The sequence below is a fragment of the Afipia sp. MLSD5-FHT05B12 genome (genome assembly GCF_058793355.1).
Genome location: NZ_JBXAFS010000007.1, coordinates 133,224 through 152,874, shown reverse-complemented (window position 1 = coordinate 152,874; position 19,651 = coordinate 133,224). Strand labels below are relative to the sequence as shown.

Genomic DNA, 19,651 nt, shown 5'->3' with positions numbered 1-19,651 from the left:
GGGACGACGTTGATGATTCATTCTGACCGAGCCAATGCCTGCATGACAAATCCCCAGATCTCCCCCTCCGACATCCTCACCTTCTGGCGCGATGCCGGATACGAGCGCTGGTATGGCAAGGACGACGCGTTCGATCAGGAACTGCGCGACCGCTTTATGAGTGTGTGGGAAGCGGCCCGCGACGGCAAGCTGGATGCGTGGCAGGAGAGCGATGACCGCGTGCTGGCGCTTGTCATCGTGCTCGACCAGTTTCCCCGCAACATGTTCCGCAACGATCCGCGCGCCTTCTCGACGGATGCTCTTGCCCGCAGCGTTGCCGCGCGCGCCATTACTGAGGGCCGCGACCAGCGCATCAATCCTGAGCTGCGCTCATTTCTCTATCTACCGTTCGAGCATTCCGAGGCGATGCACGATCAGGAACGATGCATCGAACTGTTCCGGACGAAAGGCGACGCAGACGGGCTGAAGTGGGCCGAACTACACGCCGATATCATACGCAAGTTTGGGCGCTTCCCTCATCGCAATGCCGTGCTCGGCCGCGCCACCACGCCGGAAGAAGCGGCGTTTCTGGATGAGGGCGGGTTCAAGGGATAGGCACCTCTTTCGTCATCCCCGCGAAGGCGGGGACCCATAGCGTCGTGGGCTACGTTGTACCGAGAACGCTCTCCGAGACAGTCTTCGACAACTGCAATCAGGGAGTATGGGTCCCCGCCTGCGCGGGGACGACCCTGAGTGTAAGTTGCTGCCGCGTGCCACGCCCGCTGTCGCCCGATCCAACCAAATCTTAACGAATCCTTGCTAAGGCGCATCCTGCCGCCATATCAGCGGATCAGGATCGAATGCCGTGGCCATCATGGAAGCTGAGAGCGCGTCTGGAACGAAGCCCGCGGGTGTGATCACGCGGCTGCGCGACGTACTCACCGGCACTTCCGAGGCTTCGTTGACCAAGCGCCTCGCTGGCACCGTTTTCCTCATTCGCGTGCTGAGCGCCGGTCTCGCCTATTTCTCGCAGGTGCTGCTCGCGCGCTGGATGGGCGGTTCGGATTACGGCATCTATGTTTACGTCTGGACCTGGGTGTTGCTGCTCGGCAGCGTGCTGGACTTCGGCATCGCGGTGTCCGCGCAAAAGATCATTCCCGAATATCGCGCCAGCGGACAGCTCTCTTTGCTGCGCGGCTTCCTGTCGGGCAGCCGCTGGATGACGCTGGCCGCGTCGACCACCATCGCGCTGCTGCTCGCGGGTCTGGTGACAATCCTGTCGCCATGGATCGATGCCCGTACCGTGGTGCCACTCTACATCGGCTGCCTCGTCCTGCCCGCCTTCGTCGTCGCCAACACACAGGATGGCCTGGCGCGCTCCTATGACTGGATGCGCCTCGGCCTGATGCCGCAGTTCATCGTGCGGCAGACGCTGATTATCGGTTTCACGGCGGGCGCGGTTGCGCTCGGCATGAACCTCGGCGCAACGGCGGCGATGATCGCCAGCGCAGCTGCGGTGTGGATCGCGATGATCGGCCAGTTGGTCGTTCTCAACCGCCGCCTGACTGCCAATGTCGAACCCGGACCGAAGACCTACGATGTGCGGAGCTGGCTGAAGGTGTCGCTGCCGATCATGATCGTCGAAGGCTTCTATTTGCTGCTGTCGTACACCGACGTGCTGGTGTTGCAGCAATTCCGGTCGTCGGAAGATGTCGGCGTCTACTTCGCCGTGGTCAAGACACTGGCGCTGGTATCGTTCATTCACTACGCGATGTCAGCGACGACCGCCCACAGGTTCAGCGAGTATCACGCCTCCGGTGACAAGGAACGCCTCTCGGCCTACATCGCCCATGCGATCAAATGGACATTCTGGCCTTCGGTTGCGGCGACCGCCATTCTTCTGGCGCTGGGCAAGCCGTTGCTCTGGCTGTTTGGCCCGCAGTTCACCGCCGGTTACGGCATCATGTTCGTGGCGGCGATCGGCCTGATCGTGCGTTCCGCGATCGGGCCGGTAGAACGGCTGCTCAACATGCTCGGTCACCAGAACATGTGCGCGCTGGCCTACGCACTTGCGTTCCTCGTCAACCTCGTGTTGTGCGTGCTGCTGGTGCCGCGCTTCGGTGGCTACGGCGCGGCCGCCGCAACCTCCATCGCACTGGTGTTCGAGACGGTCCTGCTGTTCTGGATCACCAGGAACCGCCTCGGCTTCCACGTTCTGGCGTTCGGGAAGAAAAGCTAAGCGCTTCTCAACATCACGTCATTCCGGGACGCGCTCTTGGCGCGGACCCGGAATCCCGAAGAGTTCATCGCAAACAACCGCTGGATTCCGGGTTCGTTCGCTGCGCTCACGCCCCGGGATGACAACAACTGTTACGCCGCCGTCCAGCCGCCGTCGATCGACAGGTTCGCGCCGGTGATCTGCGCCGCATCGTCGCCGCAGAGGAACAGCGCCAGCGCCGCGACCTGCTCGACGGTCACGAACTCCTTGGTGGGCTGTGCATCGAGCAGCACGTCATTGATAACCTGTTCCTTGGTCATGTTACGCGCCTTCATGGTATCGGGGATCTGCTTTTCCACCAGCGGCGTCCAGACATAGCCCGGCGAGATGCAATTGGCTGTGATCTTGTGGGTCGCAAGCTCCAGCGCCACGGTCTTGGTCAGGCCTGCGATGCCATGCTTGGCCGAAACGTAGGCCGACTTGAAAGGCGAGGCGACCAGCGAATGCGCCGATGCGGTATTGATGATGCGGCCCCAGCCGCGCTTCTTCATGCCGGGCACCGCCGCGCGAATGCTGTGGAACGCCGATGACAGGTTGATCGCGATGATCGCATCCCATTTCTCAATGGGAAAGTCTTCGATTGGCGACACGAACTGGATGCCGGCGTTGTTGACGAGGATGTCCACAGATCCGAATGTCTTCTCGCCAAGTTCGATCATGCCAGCGATTTCCGCGGCCTTGCTCATGTCGGCCGGCGAATAGGCGGCCTTGACGCCGAAATCCTTCTCGATAGCCGAGCGCTCTTTCTCGATGTCCGCCGGTATGCCGAAGCCGTTGATCACGACATTGGCGCCCGCGCCTGCGAAAGCGCGCGCATATGCGAGGCCGATGCCGCTCGTCGAGCCTGTCACCACTGCCGTTTTGCCGGAAAGAGTACCCATTTATTCGCTCCTGTTTTCACTCATTTGATTTTTTCCGACCCTGCTTCGCAAAGATCGTAGGTCACCATGGTCTCGCCGGATTGCGGCCGGTTCAGCCATTCCGGATGACTCATGGAGCAATACACATCGCGCTCGCCCGCGGCCCAGTGTTCGACCATCCCGAGCCGCGAGAAGTCGTAGTCCTTCGACGAGGCCTCGTGCGTCTTGCTACGATAAATCAGGTGGACCACCGTGATGGCGTTTTCCTTCGCCGCCTCGTTGAGTGTCGCGACCAGCGGGTCACCCTTGAAGCTCGCCGGCAGCTTGGCGATCAGCTCGCGCACCGCCTTCTTGGCGTCGTGAACCCTCTTAGCCTTGTCGGTGTTCATGCGCGTGCGGCTGGAATAGCGGATATCCTTTTCGCGCTCGGCCGCCTCTACCAGCGACTGCGGCAGCGGCCCGCGCGCACTGAACAGATCGACCTGAAAGATCAGGAGGTCGGTCTTGGTTTCGGCATCCAGCACATAATCCAGCGGCGTGTTGGAGGCGATGCCGCCGTCCCAGTAATGCTCACCTTCGATTTCGATGGGCGGGAAACCCGGCGGCAGGGCGCCGGAGGCCATGATGTGCTCCGGCCCGATTTTCTTGCCGAGTTTCTTGAACGCGTGATTGTCGAAGTACTCGAAATTTCCCGTCCTGATATTGACCGCACCGACGCTCAGGCGCACGCCGTCGTTATTGATGCGATCAAAGTCCACCAGCCGCTCCAGCGTCGCGCGCAACGGCGTGGTGTCGTAGTAGCTCTGCGACTGCGGGCTGCCCGGCGGCCAGACCGGAGCCGGCGGAAAGCGCGGCGTGAAGAATCCCGGCACGCCGAAGGTCGCGATCAGCGCGGCGCTGGTCTCGTTGAAGACCGAGCGCACGTGGTCGCTCTGCACCAGCGGAGCCCATGGCATCGGCGAGGCCGACGATACCATTTCCCAGAACTCCTTGAGTTTGCCGACCCGCTTTTCGCGCTCATTACCGGCGATGATCGCCGCATTGATCGCGCCGATCGAAATGCCGGCGATCCATTTCGGCTCGAAATCATGATGGCAGAGCGCCTGATAGGCGCCGGCCTGATAGGAGCCGAGCGCGCCGCCGCCTTGCAGCACCAGCACGCGCTGCGCCTTTGCGGGGATCGATACGGTCTCTCTGTCGGGGGAAAACTGATCCATAGGCGTTACTCACCTAGTGTCCCGTATCCGAGGTTCGCTTCGCTTTGCAGCGCTCTCCGAGCGAACCTCGGATACGAAAGGACACTAGCAAATTATGATTCTAGTGATCCTTTGGCTCTGACATTCGTAAAAGTGCCTGCGAAAGATACGATACGAATGTCAGAACCGGATCACTAGCATCGGCGGGGAACCGATGTTGCAGCACGGTGGCCTCTGTTCGCAGCCGCGTCAATCGGTCAAAAAGCTGGGACCGTCACAGAAGTTTTATCTGGAATCCGGCGAAGCGAGGATCAGGGTCCAGAACACCTTGTATTTGGTGTTCGGGACATAGGTCGCCGCGATGCCCATTTTTGTGACACCGCCGGCCAGCATGTTGGCCTTGTGAGGCGGCGAATCCCGCCAGCCCGAGAAGGCTTCCGCGAGGGTATGATACCCGGCCGAGACGTTTTCCACCGCCTTGGTGGCGTCGAAGCCCGAGGCTTTGATGCGCTTGTCGAGCGGCCCCGCCACGTTGTGATCGAGCTTGTTGCGGGCGCCCATCGCCTGCGACTGGGCTTCCGCCGCCTTCATCAGCAGGGGATCGACCTGAACCGCGCCGAGGCCATTGTTTTGGCGGTAGCCGGAGATCATCGAGGCTGCGACATTCGGATCGAGCTTCGCACCGGCACTCGCCATGCTGAGATAGAACGCCGGCTGCTCAGTGGACGGTCCATTGTCGGCCGAGCACCCACCCAAAATCGCCAGCGCCAGAATGGCCCCCGCCACGCGTATCATATGAATTCCCCAACCAGATGGTCGGCGTTTGTTGCACACCAACAGTGGCTGAATGGTGAACGGAGGTGGGATTGGGCGGGGAACCAAATGTTGGGCAATCGGCTATCGCCAATCACATATCGTCATTGCCGGGCCTGACCCGGCAATCCATCTCTTCGGGAAGACACTTCTTTGATGGATGGCCGGGTCAGGCCCGGCCATGACGCTCGGTTTTTATTTCACGACTGCGCCGGGAACAGCCGGTAGCGCCGGGGCTGCAGGCTGACCACGTCACCTGGCTTGAGATCGCGGTCGCGCGGGGCGTCGATCTCGATCAGGGTCTCATTGGCGCCATTATGCAGGACCACGTCGGCGCGCTGGGTCGGGCCGAACGCACGCACATGCTTGACGTCGCCCTCGAAGATACCGCTGCCGTTCGGCACGATCGATACATCATGGCGGCGGATGAACAGGTTCGACGGCCCCGACGCGGCGTCGCGCGGCTCGAGGTTCAGAACCCTGTCGCCGAGCCGGACCTTGCCGTCCGTCACCTGCACCGGCAGCACGATGGACTCGCCGATAAAGCCGTGAACGAAGGCGGTGGCCGGGTTGTCGTAAACGTCACCCGGCGTGCCGATCTGTTCGATCTTGCCCTTGTCCATCACCACCACGCGGTTGGCGACTTCCAGCGCCTCTTCCTGATCGTGGGTGACGAAAATCGACGTGACGTGAATCTCGTCATGGAGCTGACGCAGCCAGCGGCGCAATTCCTTGCGCACCTTGGCGTCGAGCGCACCGAACGGCTCATCCAGCAGCAGGATGCGCGGCTCGATGGCGAGCGCGCGCGCCAGTGCAATGCGCTGGCGCTGGCCGCCGGACAGCTGGCTCGGATAGCGATCCGCCAGCCAGTCGAGCTGCACCAGATCGAGCAATTCCTTCACACGCTTCTTGATGTGCGTCTCGTCCTTGCGGATCGCGCGCGGCTGCACCCGCAGGCCGAAGGCGACATTCTCGAACACGCTCATATGGCGGAACAGCGCGTAGTGCTGGAACACGAAACCGACATGACGCTCGCCGGCGCCGCGCGACAGCGCATCTTCGCCATCGAAAATCACCGAGCCTTCATCCGGCCAGTCAAGACCCGCGATGATCCGCAGCAGCGAGGTCTTGCCGGAGCCCGATGGCCCCAGCAGCGCCACCAGTTCGCCAGTGGCAACCTTGAGATCGACATGATCGAGCGCGGCGAACGTGCCGAACTTCTTCACGATGTTGCGGACTTCAATCGTCACTTGCGGTCTGTCCTTCTTCGAGATGGCTTTCGAGGACCGTTTTCACGATCAGCGTGACGAGCGCCAGGAATGCGAGCAGCGACGCGATCGCGAACGAAGCCACAAACTGGTACTCATTGTACAGGATTTCGACGAGCAGCGGCATGGTGTTGGTCTCGCCGCGGATATGGCCCGAGACCACCGAAACCGCGCCGAATTCGCCCATGGCGCGGGCGTTGCACAACAGCACGCCGTAAAGGATACCCCATTTGATATTGGGGATAGTCACGCGCAGAAAGGTGCGCAGGCCGGACGCGCCGAGCGAAATCGCTGCCTCCTCCTCCTGGGTTCCCTGCTCCTGCATCAGCGGAATCAGTTCGCGCGCCACGAACGGAAATGTCACGAAGGTCGTCGCCAGTGCGATGCCGGGCACTGCGAACAGGATCTGCACGCCATGCGCCATCAGCCAGGTGCCGAAATAGCCCTGCGCGCCGAACAACAGCACAAACACCAAACCCGAGATCACCGGACTGACCGAGAACGGAAGATCAATCAGGGTGATCAGGAACACCTTGCCGGGAAATTCGAACTTCGCGATCGCCCACGCCGCGATCACGCCGAACACGAGGTTCAATCCCACCGAGATGACGGCGACCGTCAGCGTCAGCCTGATTGCCGACAGCGCTTCGGGATCAGACAGCGCGGCAAAATAGGCACCGATGCCTTTCAAGAAAGCTTCGGTGAACACCACGACCAGCGGCAGAACCACGAAGATCGTCAGGAATCCGATCGCGATGGCGATGAGAAACCAGCGCACCAACACCGGTTCGGTTCTAACCTGATGCGCGGGCGCGGTGGGGCGGCGTTTGGTGACCATGATGACGCCGCTCAGACTGAAACCGCGACGCCGCGCGTTTGCGCCCAGCGTTGAATGCGGTTGATGGTGAAAATGATCAGGAACGAGACGATCAGCATGATGACGGCGATTGCGGTCGCGTCCGCATAACGGAACTCCGATAGCCGGATCACAATCAGCAGCGGCGCGATCTCCGAGACGTTCGGCAGGTTACCGGCGATGAAGATAACCGAGCCATACTCTCCGACGGCCCGCGCGAACGCCAGCGCGAAGCCGGTCAGAATCGCCGGCGTCAGACTTGGAAGGATCACGCGGCGGATGATGTCCCAGCGCGATGCGCCGAGGCTCGCGGCGGCCTCCTCGACCTCGACTTCAAGATCGAGCAGCACCGGCTGCACGGTGCGCACCACGAACGGAAATCCGATAAAGATCATCGCGACAAAAATGCCGATCGGCGTGAAGGCGACCTTGATGCCCCACTCCGCCAGTGGCGCGCCGAGCCATCCCTTTTGCGCGAACAGCGCTGTCAGCGCCACGCCGGCAACGGCCGTCGGCAGCGCGAACGGGATATCAACAATGGCGTCGAAGATGCGACGGCCGGGAAACTTGTAACGCACCAGCACCCAGACGATCACCATGCCCATCACGAGATTGACGATGGCCGCGAGGAACGCGAGGCCGAACGAAATTTTCAGCGCGTTGAGGGTGCGGCGGGCTGTGAGAATATCCCAGAACTGGAGCAGGCTGAGTTCTGAAGTCTTGAGGAAAAGGCCTGCGAGCGGAAGCAGCACGATGATCGACAGCCACGTCAGCGTCAGCCCCATGGTGAGGCCAAAACCCGGCAATGCCCGTCGTCGTCCTGTTCCTCCGCTCACGATGCCCCCACCACTCCGCGATCAGATCAGTTCTTGTAGATCTGATCGAAAACGCCGCCTTCACCGAAGTGTTCCTTTTGCGCCTTGGTCCAGCCGCCGAACACATCGTCGATGGTGAAAAGATCAACCTTTGCAAAGGAATCCGCGAACTTTTCGCCGACCGCCGCGTCGCGCGGACGGTAGAAATTCCGTGCCGCGATCTCCTGGCCTTCCCTGGTGTACCAGTATTTCAGGTAGGCTTCAGCAGCGGCGCGGGTGCCCTTCTTGTCGGCGACCGTGTCCACCACCGAGATCGGCGGCTCGGCCAGGATCGACAGCGGCGGCGCCACGATCTCGAACTTGTCCTTGCCGAATTCCTTGACCGCGAGGAACGCCTCGTTCTCCCACGCCAGTAGCACGTCGCCGACGCCGCGCTCGACGAACGTCACAGTCGATCCACGCGCGCCGGTATCAAGCACCGGCACGTTCTTGTAGATGTCGCCGACGAACTTCTTCGCCTTGTCCTCGGAGCCGTACTGCTTCAGCGCGTAACCCCACGCCGCGAGATAATTCCAGCGCGCTCCGCCGGAGGTCTTCGGGTTCGGTGTGATGACCTGCACGCCGCTCTTGATGAGATCGTCCCAGTCCTTGATGCCTTTGGGATTGCCCTTGCGCACGAGGAACACGATGGTCGAGGTGTAAGGCGACGAATTCTGCGGCAGCTTCTTCTGCCAGTCCTTCGTGATCAGATTCTTGCTGGCGATCGCGTCGATGTCATAGGCGAGCGCAAGCGTCACCACGTCGGCCTGCAAGCCGTCGATCACCGAACGCGCCTGCGATCCCGAGCCGCCATGCGACTGCTTGATCTCGATGCTCTTGCCGGTTTCCTTCTGATACGCGGCAACGAACGCCTTGTTGAAGTCGCCATACAGCTCGCGCGTCGGATCGTATGACACATTGAGCAGCGACACATCCGCGGCGAACGCAGAGCCAGCCCAGATCAAACTTCCAATCACGAGAAGACGGCTGATCATTGAATTGGGGCGAACCATTTCAAACTCCATTCGAACTGACGGCATCATCGCCATCAGGGAAGGCGTGAAACTCTGGAACTCGCGCGATTATGTCAACGAAACCGGATTTCATTGTTAGCAGGATTGCTGGACGAACGTTCCAAGAAATCGCGATTCTCAAGAAGGCAAGATTTTATGCGGTTTTGGTGACGTGAATTCCGCACTCCGTCTTGCCTCGATCGCGCCAGCGGCCCGCGCGTGGATCCTCGCCGGGCAGCGTGCGGCTGGTGCAAGGCATACACCCGATCGAGGTGAAGCCGGATGCGACCAAAGGATGCGGCGGAAGATTCATCGTCGCATAAAGCGCCTTGAGTTCCTCCAGCGTCGCGTTCGCCAGCGGATTGAATTTCAGCCGCGCACCGTCGGCTTCGACCACCGGAATTGCAGCGCGGTCGCCGCCCTGGAATCGCTTGCGGCCATTGATCCAGCCATCGAACGGTGACAGCGCACGTGCCAGCGGCTCGACCTTTCGGATGAAGCAGCACTGATCGGGATTCGAGAACCACAGATCGCGGTCCTTGTCCTCGCGGTCGAGCGTATCCGGCAACGGATGAATGGTGCGGACATCGGTGAGCCCGAGCAGCTTCGTCAGCGTATCGCGATAGGCCAGCGTTTCCTCGAACAGCCAGCCGGTGTCGAGAAACACCACCGGAATCGCCGGATCGACGTCGGCCGCGATTTTCAGGAGCGCAGCCGACTCGGTGCCGAACGACGACACCACAGCAAGCTTGTCACGGCCGACAGCCTTGACGGCGGCCGCGATGATCTCGCCGGGCGACGCCTTGGCGAGCGCGCGGTCAAGTTCGGCGGCTTCGGCAACGATCAGCGATGACGAAGGGGTCGCAGGCGCCTGCGACAGGAATGAGGGTGCAGCAGTGGTCATGAACGCACTCCTTCCGGCAGATGCATCAACCGGCGGTGAAACGCCGTGACGCGGCCGTCGCCGGTCGGCTGATAGAACACCGAATAACGCTTCGCCACGACGGCGAAGGCTTCGGCATCGCTCTGCTTCTTGACCTCAAAGGCATCGAACCCGGCGCGCAGCATGAATACGAACTGATCGCGCAGCACCTGGCCGGTCGCGCGCAACTCGCCGCGGAACTTGTACCGCTCCCGCAGCAGGCGCGCCTGGGTATAGGCACGGCCATCCCGGAACACCGGGAACACCAGCGCCACCGCCGCCAGCCTGCCGAGATACGGCAGCAGATCGTCGATATCCCGGTTGTTCGGCCAGATCACCCCTAGCCTGTCCTTGCGCGAGAGCGCCTTCTCGGGGTCGGCGAGAAACCGCTCGGCGGAGACCAGCACCGCGCCGCCGGCGGGAAGCTCCGCGTCGTCGGCAAGATACACGAATTCGTCGGTGACGATGGCGTTGCCCTTAACGAGTGGCATAGACCCGCTCCTTGAAAGGCTCGACGCCAAGACGCTTCACCGCATCGACGAACAGTTCTTGAGGACGCTGGCGCAGCGCCAGATAGGCCTCGACGATATCCTCGATCACATCGGCCACCTGATCGAATGGCACCGCGGGCCCGACGAGGACACCGAGCACGGCGTTCTCATCGGCGCGGCCGCCGATGGTGATCTGGTAGAATTCCTCGCCGTTCTTCTCGACGCCGAGAATGCCGATATGGCCGACATGGTGATGGCCGCAGGCATTGATGCAGCCGGAGATGTTGATGTGCAGCCGGCCGATCAGGTTCGCGGTGTCATGGTTGGCGAACCGCCGCGTGATTTCCTGCGCAATCGGGATCGAGCGCGCATTGGCCAGCGAGCAATAATCAAGCCCCGGGCACGCTATGATATCGGTGACAAGATTGACGTTCGGGGTCGCGACGCCGATCTTGTCGAGTGCGCGCCACAGCGCCGGCAGGTCACGCTTGGCGACATGCGGCAGCGCCAGGTTTTGCTCGTGACCGACGCGGATTTCGCCGAACGAATACTTGTCCGCGAGATCGGCAATCTCGTCGAGCTGCTCGGCCGTGGCGTCGCCCGGAGGCCCGCCTACCGGCTTCAACGACAGCGTGACGATGCCGTAACCGGGCTGCTTGTGCTCGGCTACGGAATTTTTGTACCAGGCCTCGAAATTCGGATTTTGCAGCGCCTTCTTCAATTCGTCCGGCATGTCCGGGAGCTTTTCGTACTTCGGATAGAAAAAGCGCGAGCGGATATCCTCAACCTCGGCATCATCGAGCGCCAGTGCGCCGTCGCGCATCTGCACCCACTCTTCCTCGACTTCCTGCTTGAACTTCTCGATGCCAAGCTCGTGGACCAGGATCTTGATGCGCGCCTTGTAGATGTTGTCGCGGCGGCCATACTGGTTGTAGACGCGCAGGATCGCCTCGACATAGCTCAGGATGTCGCGGCTGCTGACGAATTCATTGATGGTCTTGCCGATGAACGGCGTGCGGCCCAGACCACCGCCGACCAGCACCTCGAAGCCGGTCTCACCCGCGGCATTCCTGTGAATGCGCAGGCCGATATCGTGAACCTTGACGGCCGCGCGGTCGTGCTCGGATGCAGTGATCGCGAACTTGAACTTGCGCGGCAGGAACGAGAACTCCGGATGCAGCGTCGAATACTGCCGCAGGATTTCCGCCCAGATGCGCGGGTCCTCGACTTCGCCCGGCGCCACACCTGCCCACTGGTCGGAGGTGACGTTGCGAATGCAATTGCCTGAGGTCTGCATGCCGTGGATACCGACTTCGGCGAGGTCCGCCAGTGCGTCGGGAAGCTCGGCGAGTTTGATCCAGTTGTACTGGATGTTCTGCCGGGTGGTGAAATGACCGTAGCCGCGGTCATACTTGCGCGCGACATGCGCCAGCGCGCGCATCTGCTTCGACGACAGCGTCCCGTATGGGATCGCGATCCGCAGCATATAGGCGTGCAGTTGCAGATAGACGCCGTTCATCAGGCGCAACGACTTGAATTCGTCCTCGGTCAATTCGCCGGACAGACGGCGCGCCACCTGATCGCGGAATTCCAGGACACGTTCGTTGACGATGGTCCGGTCGAGTTCGTCGTAAGCGTACATAACAACTGCCTTGAAGGGTCGCGGCTCAGGCCGAAACGAGAAGATCGATGGTGACGCCCTGCTGGCGGATTTTCTCGCGCAGATTGCCGGGCTGGATGCCATCCTCGCCGATTTCCACCGGCGCGATGTAGGCGCCCACGGCACCAACGTCATCTGCGACAGATTCAGCGAGCAGGGCGCGCGCGTCGTCTGCGGTCCGGACGATGGCGGCGTCGGACAGCTCGACCGACCAGCCATGCGAAACGGTGCGATAGATCACGGCTCCGTCGCCGGTACGGTTGGCGGTGACGATGGAAGGACCGGTGATCTTGATTTTCTGCTGCAGGGGAGATGTCATTCGGCAACCATGAGAAGGTCAGAGATGAGGTCATCCGGGCTCGCATTGCGCCACGGGGCGGATCGGGCGACGACGTCGCCGATAATCAGGATTGCAGGACCGCCCTCGACCTGCTCGGCGAGCGCAGGCAGATCGCGAAGCTTGCCGACCACGGCCTTGGCGTCGGGCCTGGTCGCACGCGCGAACACACCGACTGGCGTGCCGGGCGAACGTCCTGCAGCGAGCAAACCTTCGCGAATGGTCGGCGCGGCCGTCATGCCCATGTAGACCACGACGGTCATTTTGGTATCGGTCAGCGCGGACCAATCGACGTTGCCCGCATCTTCCGCCTTGTGGGCGGTGAGGAACGTGATGCGCAGCGCTTCCTGGCGATAAGTCAGCGGCACTTCGGACTGGGCTGCGGCGCCCAATCCAGCGGTGATGCCGGGAATAACGGAATAAGTCACGCCTGCCGCACGCAGCGCCGCGATCTCTTCGCCGCCACGCCCGAAGATAAAGGGATCGCCGCCCTTGAGGCGCACAGCACGTTTGCCAGACTGCGCGGCTTCGATCAGCAGGCGATGAATCTTGTCCTGCCCGATGCCGGGCTTGCCGACACGCCGGCCAACCGGCACCCGTGCCGCGTCACGGCGCACGCGGTCGAGAATCTCAGGGGAAACGAGATCGTCGTAGAACACGACGTCGGCATCCTGCAATGCGCGCAGCGCCTTGACCGTCAGCAGGTCCGGATCGCCGGGCCCCGCACCGACCAGCGTGACGAAGCCTTCGCCGCCGCTTGCCGCGAACGCCACCGGATCATGCATCGAGATGAGCTTGCGCTCGGCGTCCTGAATGCGCCCTGCAAGAACATCCGCGCCAATCGGTCCATCGATCACGCGCTCCCAGAACAGCCGGCGCATCGCCAAATCAGGAAGACGCGACTTGATCGAATCGCGCCAGCGCCCGGCGAAGGACGCAAGATCGCCGATCCGCGCCGGCAGCAACGCCTCGATGCGTTCACGCACGCGGCGGGCGACTACAGGCGATGCACCGCCGGTGCCAACGGCGACGACGACATCACCGCGGTCGACGATGGCGGGGACAATGAATGTGGAATGCGCGGCTTCATCCATCACGTTGACGGGAATGCCGAGCGAACGAGCGCGCGCCGCCATGGCATGGCCGGTATCGCCGGCGCCCGCGCAGAGAATTGCAATCACATTGGAAAGATCGGCGGTAAGCGGGTCACCTGCGGCGCGCTCGACGCGCTCAGCAGACGCGGCATCGAGCCGCGACACATCATGGTTGCCGTCGGTCGCGAACCAGCGCACGCGCGCACCCGCCGCCAGCAGCAGGCGCAGTTTTGCCTGCGCAGGCTCGCCCTCCCCCACCAGAACGATGGGGCCGGCTTGCAGATCAAGAAATACCGGCAGAAACCGCATACGAAACTCCGCTTCCCCATTTACAGGGTTGACTGAAATTATTTTCTATTTATGTATCTTGCAAGCGGCATAAATAGAAAATTATTTCTTCTACGCTGCGCCGCAAAACTAGAATTTGGTACCACAAACCGCGCGTAAAAGAGATGCATCTTCTCATGACATATCTGGATGGCGATCCGTCCCGTCTGAGTGCCACTGCATCTGGCGCATGCAACGGCCTGCGGGCGCAGCCCGCTTTCGGGACGGAGTAATCCCATGGCGAACTCTTTGGCGGCCTCTCCCGCATCCAAGCCTGCTCCCCCATCCAGATCGGTCGCGCCGTCTATGGACCATCTGGACGAGCTCGAAGCGCAGAGCATCTACATTTTCCGGGAGGCCTTCGCGCGGCTGAAGAAGCTCGCGCTGCTGTGGTCGCTCGGCAAAGATTCCAATGTGATGATCTGGCTGGCGCGCAAGGCGTTCTTCGGCAAGGTGCCGTTCCCGGCGCTGCACGTCGACACGCAGAAGAAATTCCCTGAGATGTATGCCTTCCGCGATCAGTACGCGAAGGAATGGGGCCTCGACCTCAAGGTCGATTTCTGTCCGCCGATCGAGGAGATCGACCCGACGCTGCCGCCCGCCGCGCGCTCCGCCGCGCGCAAGACCGAAGGCCTCAAGCTTGCACTCGCCAAATACGGCTTCGACGGATTGATCGCCGGCATCCGCCGCGACGAAGAAGCGACGCGCGCGAAAGAGCGCGTGTTCTCGCCGCGCGGACTTGAAGGCGGCTGGGACGTGCGCGATCAGCCTCCGGAATTCTGGGATCACTTCAATGCCTCGCCGCCGCAGGGCGCGCATCTGCGCATCCATCCGATCCTGCACTGGACCGAGGAAGACATCTGGGCCTACACCCAGCGCGAAAACATTCCAATCATCCCGCTTTATCTGTCGAACAACGGCAAGCGCTACCGCTCGCTGGGCGATCAGGACATTACCAATCCAGTCGCCTCGAACGCCTCGAACATTGAAGAGATCCTGATCGAACTGCACGGCACCAAGGTGCCGGAGCGTGCCGGACGCGCGCTCGACCATGAAACCGAAGATGCCTTCGAGCGGCTTCGTGTCGCCGGTTATCTCTGACGTCAGATGAGCGCCCCGATGAACATCGCTGTCTCCAAAATCGAGTCCAAGGCTTCTATCGCACCCGCCCCGAACGGTGCGACCCGACCTCAGGTCCGCATCGTCATCGTCGGACACGTCGATCATGGCAAATCCACGCTGGTCGGCCGCCTGCTGCATGAAACCGGCAGCCTGCCCGACGGCAAGCTGGAGATGCTGAAGGCCGTCAGCGCGCGGCGCGGCATGCCGTTCGAATGGTCCTTCCTGCTCGACGCTTTGCAGACCGAGCGCGACCAGGGCATCACCATCGACACCACGCAGATCCGCTTCCGCACGCCGTCGCGCGATGTCGTGCTGATCGATGCGCCGGGCCATGCGGAATTCCTCCGCAACATGATCACCGGCGCTTCACAGGCCGACGCCGCGGTACTCATCATCGACGCACTTGAAGGCGTGCGCGATCAGACCCGCCGTCACGGCTATCTGCTGCATCTGCTCGGCGTCAAACAGGTCGCCATCGTCGTCAACAAAATGGACCGCGTCGATTACAGCGCCGCGCGCTTCAAGGAAATCAGCGACGAGATTTCGGCGCATTTGACGAGCCTCGGCGTTGCGCCGACGGCGATCGTGCCGATTTCGGCGCGCGACGGCGACGGCGTCGCCGAGCGCACGCCCAATATCAAGTGGTACAGCGGGCCGACGGTCGTCGAAGCGCTCGATGCGCTGACCCCGGCACGCCCGCTCGATGAACTGGCGCTGCGGTTTCCGGTGCAGGCGATCTACAAGTTCGATGACCGGCGGATCGTCGCAGGCCGTATCGAATCCGGTAACCTCAAGACCGGCGATGAAATCGTCATCATGCCCGCGGGCAAGGTCGCCAGGGTCAAGTCCATGGAAGGCTGGCCGATGACGCCGGTGACCAGCCCGCAAGGCGCGGGCCGCTCGGTCGGCATCACGCTGGACCGCGAGCTGTTTCTGGAGCGCGGCGACATCATCGCGCATTCGCATGCCACGCCGCGCGACACACGCCGGCTTCATGCGCGCATTTTCTGGCTGCACGACACGCCGCTGAAAGCGGGCATGTCGGTTTTGGTCCGTCTCGGCACCATGGAAACCCGCGCCACCATCGTCGAGATCAACAAGGCCGTTGATCCCGGCGAGCTTGCCAGCGTCGAGACGTCTGCGATCGCGCGCAACCATGTCGGCGAGATCGATATCGCACTGGCGAAGCCTGTCGCAGCCGACCCCTATACGGAGAACCCGCGCACCGGACGCCTTGTCATTGAGGTCAACGGCCGCATCGCCGGCGGCGGGCTGGTGCTCAGCGTCGATTCCGGCCAGCGCGCCGTGCCGGTCGACATCGTGCCGGTCGAATCCGCGCTGCGGCCTGATGAGCGCTCGGCGCGTTACGGTCACGGCGGCGCCGTGGTCTGGCTGACCGGCCTGCCCGGTTCGGGCAAGTCGACACTGGCGCGCGCCCTCGAACGCAAGCTGTTCAGCCGCGGCGGCTCGCCGTTGCTGCTCGACGGCGACACCTTGCGCGCCGGGCTCAACGGCGATCTCGGCTTCTCGCCGAAAGACCGCACCGAGAACATCCGCCGCCTTGCCGAGATGGCGACCCATCTGGCCCGCAACGGCCATATCGCTATCGTTGCGGCCGTTTCGCCGTCGAGCGAGGACCGGACACAGGCGCGGCGCATTGCCGACGACCTGTTCCGGGAGGTCTATGTGGCGACACCGGCGGAGGTTTGCGAAAGCCGCGATCCAAAGGGGCACTATGCCAAGGCGCGCGCCGGCAATCTGCCGAGCTTCACCGGCATCGCCAATGACTATCAGCCGCCCACGAGCGCCGAATTGACGATCGACACCTCGGCACGTTCGGTTGCCGACGCCGCCGACGAGATCGAACGGCTGCTGGCTTCGACCGGCGTTCTGTTCGGCGAACTCGACGATCTCGCCGCCAACATCTGAGCGGGCCCTCCCTCCCGGTCCGCTCCGGCCGCTTCTGCTCTGCGAAACCAGGCCTCGCCGGATACCGGCGGGGGACCCTGATATACGCCTTTCGGACGAGGGAAAGGCCTTCTCATAGGCCCGGCTTTGGCGCTAAAACCTTCCACCAGTGGAGTGGATTTGACATTCGCGACGGTGCTGCCGCGAATTCACACCGCGAATGTCAAATCCAAAACTCCACTGGAAACTGATAGTTGCTAGTGGTCCTTCGATTCTGACATTCGCAAGGATATCCGCCGAGATGGGAGGCGAATGTCAGAATCGGACCACTAGGCCACTTTCCGTGGCCATCATCACCTTACCTGAGGCTTCAAAACAGCGTTTTAGAACGCCGTTTTCCGTGGGATTTATCATGAAACGTATCGACGCCAGCGGTCTGAAGATCGCTCCTGTTCTGTTCGACTTCATTGCCAAGGAAGCGACCGCCGGCACCGGTGTCTCAGCCGACGCCTTCTGGGCCGGCCTCGCCGGAATTGTCAAGGATCTGGCCCCCCGGACCCGCGAGTTGCTCGCCACCCGCGATGCGTTGCAGGCCAAGATCGACGGCTGGCACAAGGCGAACAAGGGCAAGGCGTTCGACATGAATGCCTACACCGCCTTCCTGAAAGAGATCGGCTACCTGCTGCCGGAGCCCGCCGCCAAGGAAGTGCAGACCGCGAATGTCGATGAAGAACTCGCAGCCATGTTCGGTCCGCAGCTTGTCGTGCCGCTGACCAACGCGCGCTACTCGCTGAACGCAGCGAACGCGCGCTGGGGCAGCCTCTATGATGCGTTCTACGGCACCGACGCCATCCCGCACGATCCGAGCGAGAGCGGCAAGGGCTACAACAAGGCGCGCGGCGACAAGGTGATCGCCAAGGCCAAGGCATTCCTCGATCAGGCCGCGCCGCTTGCCACCGGTAATCACAGCGACGTCACCGCCTATCACATCGAGCACGGCCAGCTTGCCGCCAAGCTCAAGAGCGGCAACGCCACCGCGCTCAAGAACAAGGCCCAGCTCGTCGGCTATCAAGGCGACGCAGCCTCGCCGAACTCGATCCTGCTGGTCAACAACGGCATGCACATCGACGTGCAGATCAACCGCAGCAACACCATCGGCAAGGACGATCCCGCCGGCGTTGCCGACATGATCCTCGAGTCCGCGGTTTCGACCATTCTCGACATGGAAGACTCGGTCGCCGCCGTCGATGCCGAGGACAAGGTTCTGGTCTATCGCAACGTGCTCGGCCTGATGAACGGAACGCTGTCCGCCGACTTCGAAAAGGGCGGCAAGACACTGACCCGCGCACTGAACGCCGACCGCACCTACACGGCCGCGGAAGGCAAGGGTGAAGTGAAGCTGCACGGCCGCAGCATGATGCTGATCCGCAACGTCGGTCATCACATGTTCACCGACGCGGTACTCGACGGCGAAGGCCAGGAAGTTCCGGAAGGCATTCTCGATGCCGCAGTCACCGGTCTCCTTGCGCTTCACGACCTGAAGGGCAAGACCAGGCTGAAGAACAGCCGCAAGGGCTCGGTCTATATCGTGAAGCCGAAGATGCACGGTCCGGACGAGGTCGCGCTCACGGTCGATATCTTCGGCCGCGTCGAGAAGATGCTGTCGATGGCCGCCAACACGATGAAGGTCGGCATTATGGACGAGGAGCGCCGCACCACGGTGAACCTCCAGGCGTGCATCCAGAATGCCGCGCAGCGCATCTGCTTCATCAACACGGGCTTCCTCGACCGCACCGGCGACGAAATCCATACGTCGATGGAAGCGGGCCCGATGATCCGCAAGAACGACATGAAGGCGCAGCCCTGGATCAAGGCTTATGAGGACTGGAACGTGGACACCGGTCTGGTGAACGGCCTGCCCGGTCACGCCCAGGTCGGCAAGGGCATGTGGGCGGCTCCCGACAAAATGGCGGACATGCTGGCGCAGAAGATCGCGCACCCGCAGGCCGGCGCCTCCACGGCGTGGGTGCCCTCGCCCACCGCAGCGACGCTGCATGCCCTGCACTATCATCAGGTCGATGTCGGGGCGCGGCAGAAGGAACTGAGGAGCCGTCCGAAGGCGAAGCTTTCGGACATCCTCACCATTCCGGTTTCGCAGTCGAACTGGGCGCCGGACGACGTCAAGCAAGAGATCGACAACAACTGCCAGGGCATCCTCGGCTACGTCGTGCGCTGGATCGATCAGGGCGTGGGGTGCTCCAAGGTGCCGGACATTCACGATGTCGGCCTCATGGAGGATCGTGCCACGCTGCGCATCTCCGCGCAGCACCTCGCCAACTGGCTGCATCAGGGCGTCGTCACCAGGGATCAGGTGATGGAGTCGCTGAAGCGCATGGCGGCGATCGTCGACAAGCAGAACGCAGGCGATGCGCTCTACAAGCCGATGGCGCCGAAATTCGACGGCGTGGCGTTCCAGGCCGCCTGCGACCTGATCTTCAAGGGCCGCGAGCAGCCGAACGGCTACACCGAGTTCATTCTGCACGCGCGCCGCAAGGAAGCGAAGGCAGCGGGGTAAGCTTCCGTGCCCCGGACGCAGCGCGTCACGCGGTGATGCACTGCTGAGCCGGGGCTGCTCCACGTTTGTCCGCAATGATCCCGGTTTCGCGAAGCAGC

The 19,651-nt window shown here is 62.2% G+C and carries 17 protein-coding genes; 5 read left to right on the top strand and 12 right to left on the bottom strand.

The window, feature by feature from the left end; genetic code table 11:
- Nucleotides 1-12: 12 nt before the first annotated feature.
- Both AC1Q6J_RS12170 and AC1Q6J_RS12165 read left to right on the top strand, forming a co-directional pair.
- On the top strand, nucleotides 13-594 hold the full coding sequence (locus tag AC1Q6J_RS12170) for a DUF924 family protein (protein ID WP_492279576.1): 582 nt from the start codon (nucleotides 13-15) through the stop codon (nucleotides 592-594).
- 250 nt (nucleotides 595-844) lie between these two features.
- Nucleotides 845-2,218, top strand: coding sequence for an oligosaccharide flippase family protein (locus AC1Q6J_RS12165; protein ID WP_492279575.1), 1,374 nt, complete (start codon nucleotides 845-847; stop codon nucleotides 2,216-2,218).
- Nucleotides 2,219-2,349: 131 nt separating this feature from the next.
- On the opposite strand, the gene AC1Q6J_RS12160 is transcribed toward AC1Q6J_RS12165, so the two are convergent.
- From AC1Q6J_RS12160 to cysG, 12 genes are all read right to left on the bottom strand, one after another.
- Complete coding sequence (locus AC1Q6J_RS12160) at nucleotides 2,350-3,138, bottom strand: 3-hydroxybutyrate dehydrogenase (protein WP_492279574.1); 789 nt, start codon at nucleotides 3,136-3,138, stop codon at nucleotides 2,350-2,352.
- 20 nt (nucleotides 3,139-3,158) lie between these two features.
- Nucleotides 3,159-4,334, bottom strand: coding sequence for a DUF3734 domain-containing protein (locus AC1Q6J_RS12155; RefSeq protein ID WP_492279573.1), 1,176 nt, complete (start codon nucleotides 4,332-4,334; stop codon nucleotides 3,159-3,161).
- Between the two features lie 264 nt (nucleotides 4,335-4,598).
- Complete coding sequence (locus AC1Q6J_RS12150) at nucleotides 4,599-5,108, bottom strand: CAP domain-containing protein (RefSeq protein ID WP_492279572.1); 510 nt, start codon at nucleotides 5,106-5,108, stop codon at nucleotides 4,599-4,601.
- A 218-nt stretch (nucleotides 5,109-5,326) separates the two neighbouring features.
- Nucleotides 5,327-6,376 carry a sulfate/molybdate ABC transporter ATP-binding protein gene (locus AC1Q6J_RS12145; protein WP_492279571.1) on the bottom strand — a complete coding sequence of 350 codons (1,050 nt, stop codon included), beginning with the start codon at nucleotides 6,374-6,376 and terminating at the stop codon, nucleotides 5,327-5,329.
- Nucleotides 6,366-7,232 carry a sulfate ABC transporter permease subunit CysW gene (cysW, locus tag AC1Q6J_RS12140; protein ID WP_492279570.1) on the bottom strand — a complete coding sequence of 289 codons (867 nt, stop codon included), beginning with the start codon at nucleotides 7,230-7,232 and terminating at the stop codon, nucleotides 6,366-6,368. The genes AC1Q6J_RS12145 and cysW overlap by 11 nt, the downstream gene beginning before the upstream one ends.
- A gap of 11 nt (nucleotides 7,233-7,243) precedes the next feature.
- Complete coding sequence (gene cysT / locus AC1Q6J_RS12135) at nucleotides 7,244-8,086, bottom strand: sulfate ABC transporter permease subunit CysT (protein ID WP_492279569.1); 843 nt, start codon at nucleotides 8,084-8,086, stop codon at nucleotides 7,244-7,246.
- Between the two features lie 26 nt (nucleotides 8,087-8,112).
- Nucleotides 8,113-9,099, bottom strand: a complete 987-nt coding sequence (locus AC1Q6J_RS12130; RefSeq protein ID WP_492279602.1) for a sulfate ABC transporter substrate-binding protein — start codon at nucleotides 9,097-9,099, stop codon at nucleotides 8,113-8,115.
- Between the two features lie 172 nt (nucleotides 9,100-9,271).
- Entirely contained in the window at nucleotides 9,272-10,021 is a 750-nt protein-coding gene (locus AC1Q6J_RS12125; protein ID WP_492279568.1) for a phosphoadenylyl-sulfate reductase, read from the bottom strand.
- A complete protein-coding gene (locus AC1Q6J_RS12120; RefSeq protein WP_492279567.1) occupies nucleotides 10,018-10,530 on the bottom strand; it encodes a DUF934 domain-containing protein in 513 nt (170 codons plus the stop codon). Before AC1Q6J_RS12120 ends, AC1Q6J_RS12125 begins: the two co-directional genes overlap by 4 nt.
- Nucleotides 10,517-12,172 carry a nitrite/sulfite reductase gene (locus tag AC1Q6J_RS12115; protein WP_492279566.1) on the bottom strand — a complete coding sequence of 552 codons (1,656 nt, stop codon included), beginning with the start codon at nucleotides 12,170-12,172 and terminating at the stop codon, nucleotides 10,517-10,519. The genes AC1Q6J_RS12120 and AC1Q6J_RS12115 overlap by 14 nt, the downstream gene beginning before the upstream one ends.
- A 25-nt stretch (nucleotides 12,173-12,197) precedes the next feature.
- The gene (locus AC1Q6J_RS12110; protein ID WP_492279565.1) at nucleotides 12,198-12,509 is read right to left on the bottom strand and encodes a DUF2849 domain-containing protein; all 312 of its coding nucleotides are present in this window, start codon (nucleotides 12,507-12,509) and stop codon (nucleotides 12,198-12,200) included.
- Nucleotides 12,506-13,930 carry a siroheme synthase CysG gene (cysG, locus tag AC1Q6J_RS12105; RefSeq protein ID WP_492279564.1) on the bottom strand — a complete coding sequence of 475 codons (1,425 nt, stop codon included), beginning with the start codon at nucleotides 13,928-13,930 and terminating at the stop codon, nucleotides 12,506-12,508. The genes AC1Q6J_RS12110 and cysG overlap by 4 nt, the downstream gene beginning before the upstream one ends.
- 255 nt (nucleotides 13,931-14,185) lie before the next feature.
- Here cysG and cysD point away from each other — a divergent pair, with 255 nt between their 5' ends.
- The 3 genes from cysD (at nucleotide 14,186) to AC1Q6J_RS12090 (ending at nucleotide 19,553) form a co-directional block, all read left to right on the top strand.
- The gene (cysD, locus tag AC1Q6J_RS12100) at nucleotides 14,186-15,049 is read left to right on the top strand and encodes a sulfate adenylyltransferase subunit CysD (protein WP_492279563.1); all 864 of its coding nucleotides are present in this window, start codon (nucleotides 14,186-14,188) and stop codon (nucleotides 15,047-15,049) included.
- A gap of 18 nt (nucleotides 15,050-15,067) precedes the next feature.
- A complete protein-coding gene (cysC, locus tag AC1Q6J_RS12095; protein WP_492279562.1) occupies nucleotides 15,068-16,999 on the top strand; it encodes an adenylyl-sulfate kinase in 1,932 nt (643 codons plus the stop codon).
- A gap of 391 nt (nucleotides 17,000-17,390) precedes the next feature.
- Nucleotides 17,391-19,553, top strand: a complete 2,163-nt coding sequence (locus AC1Q6J_RS12090; protein ID WP_492279561.1) for a malate synthase G — start codon at nucleotides 17,391-17,393, stop codon at nucleotides 19,551-19,553.
- Nucleotides 19,554-19,651: the final 98 nt, after the last annotated feature.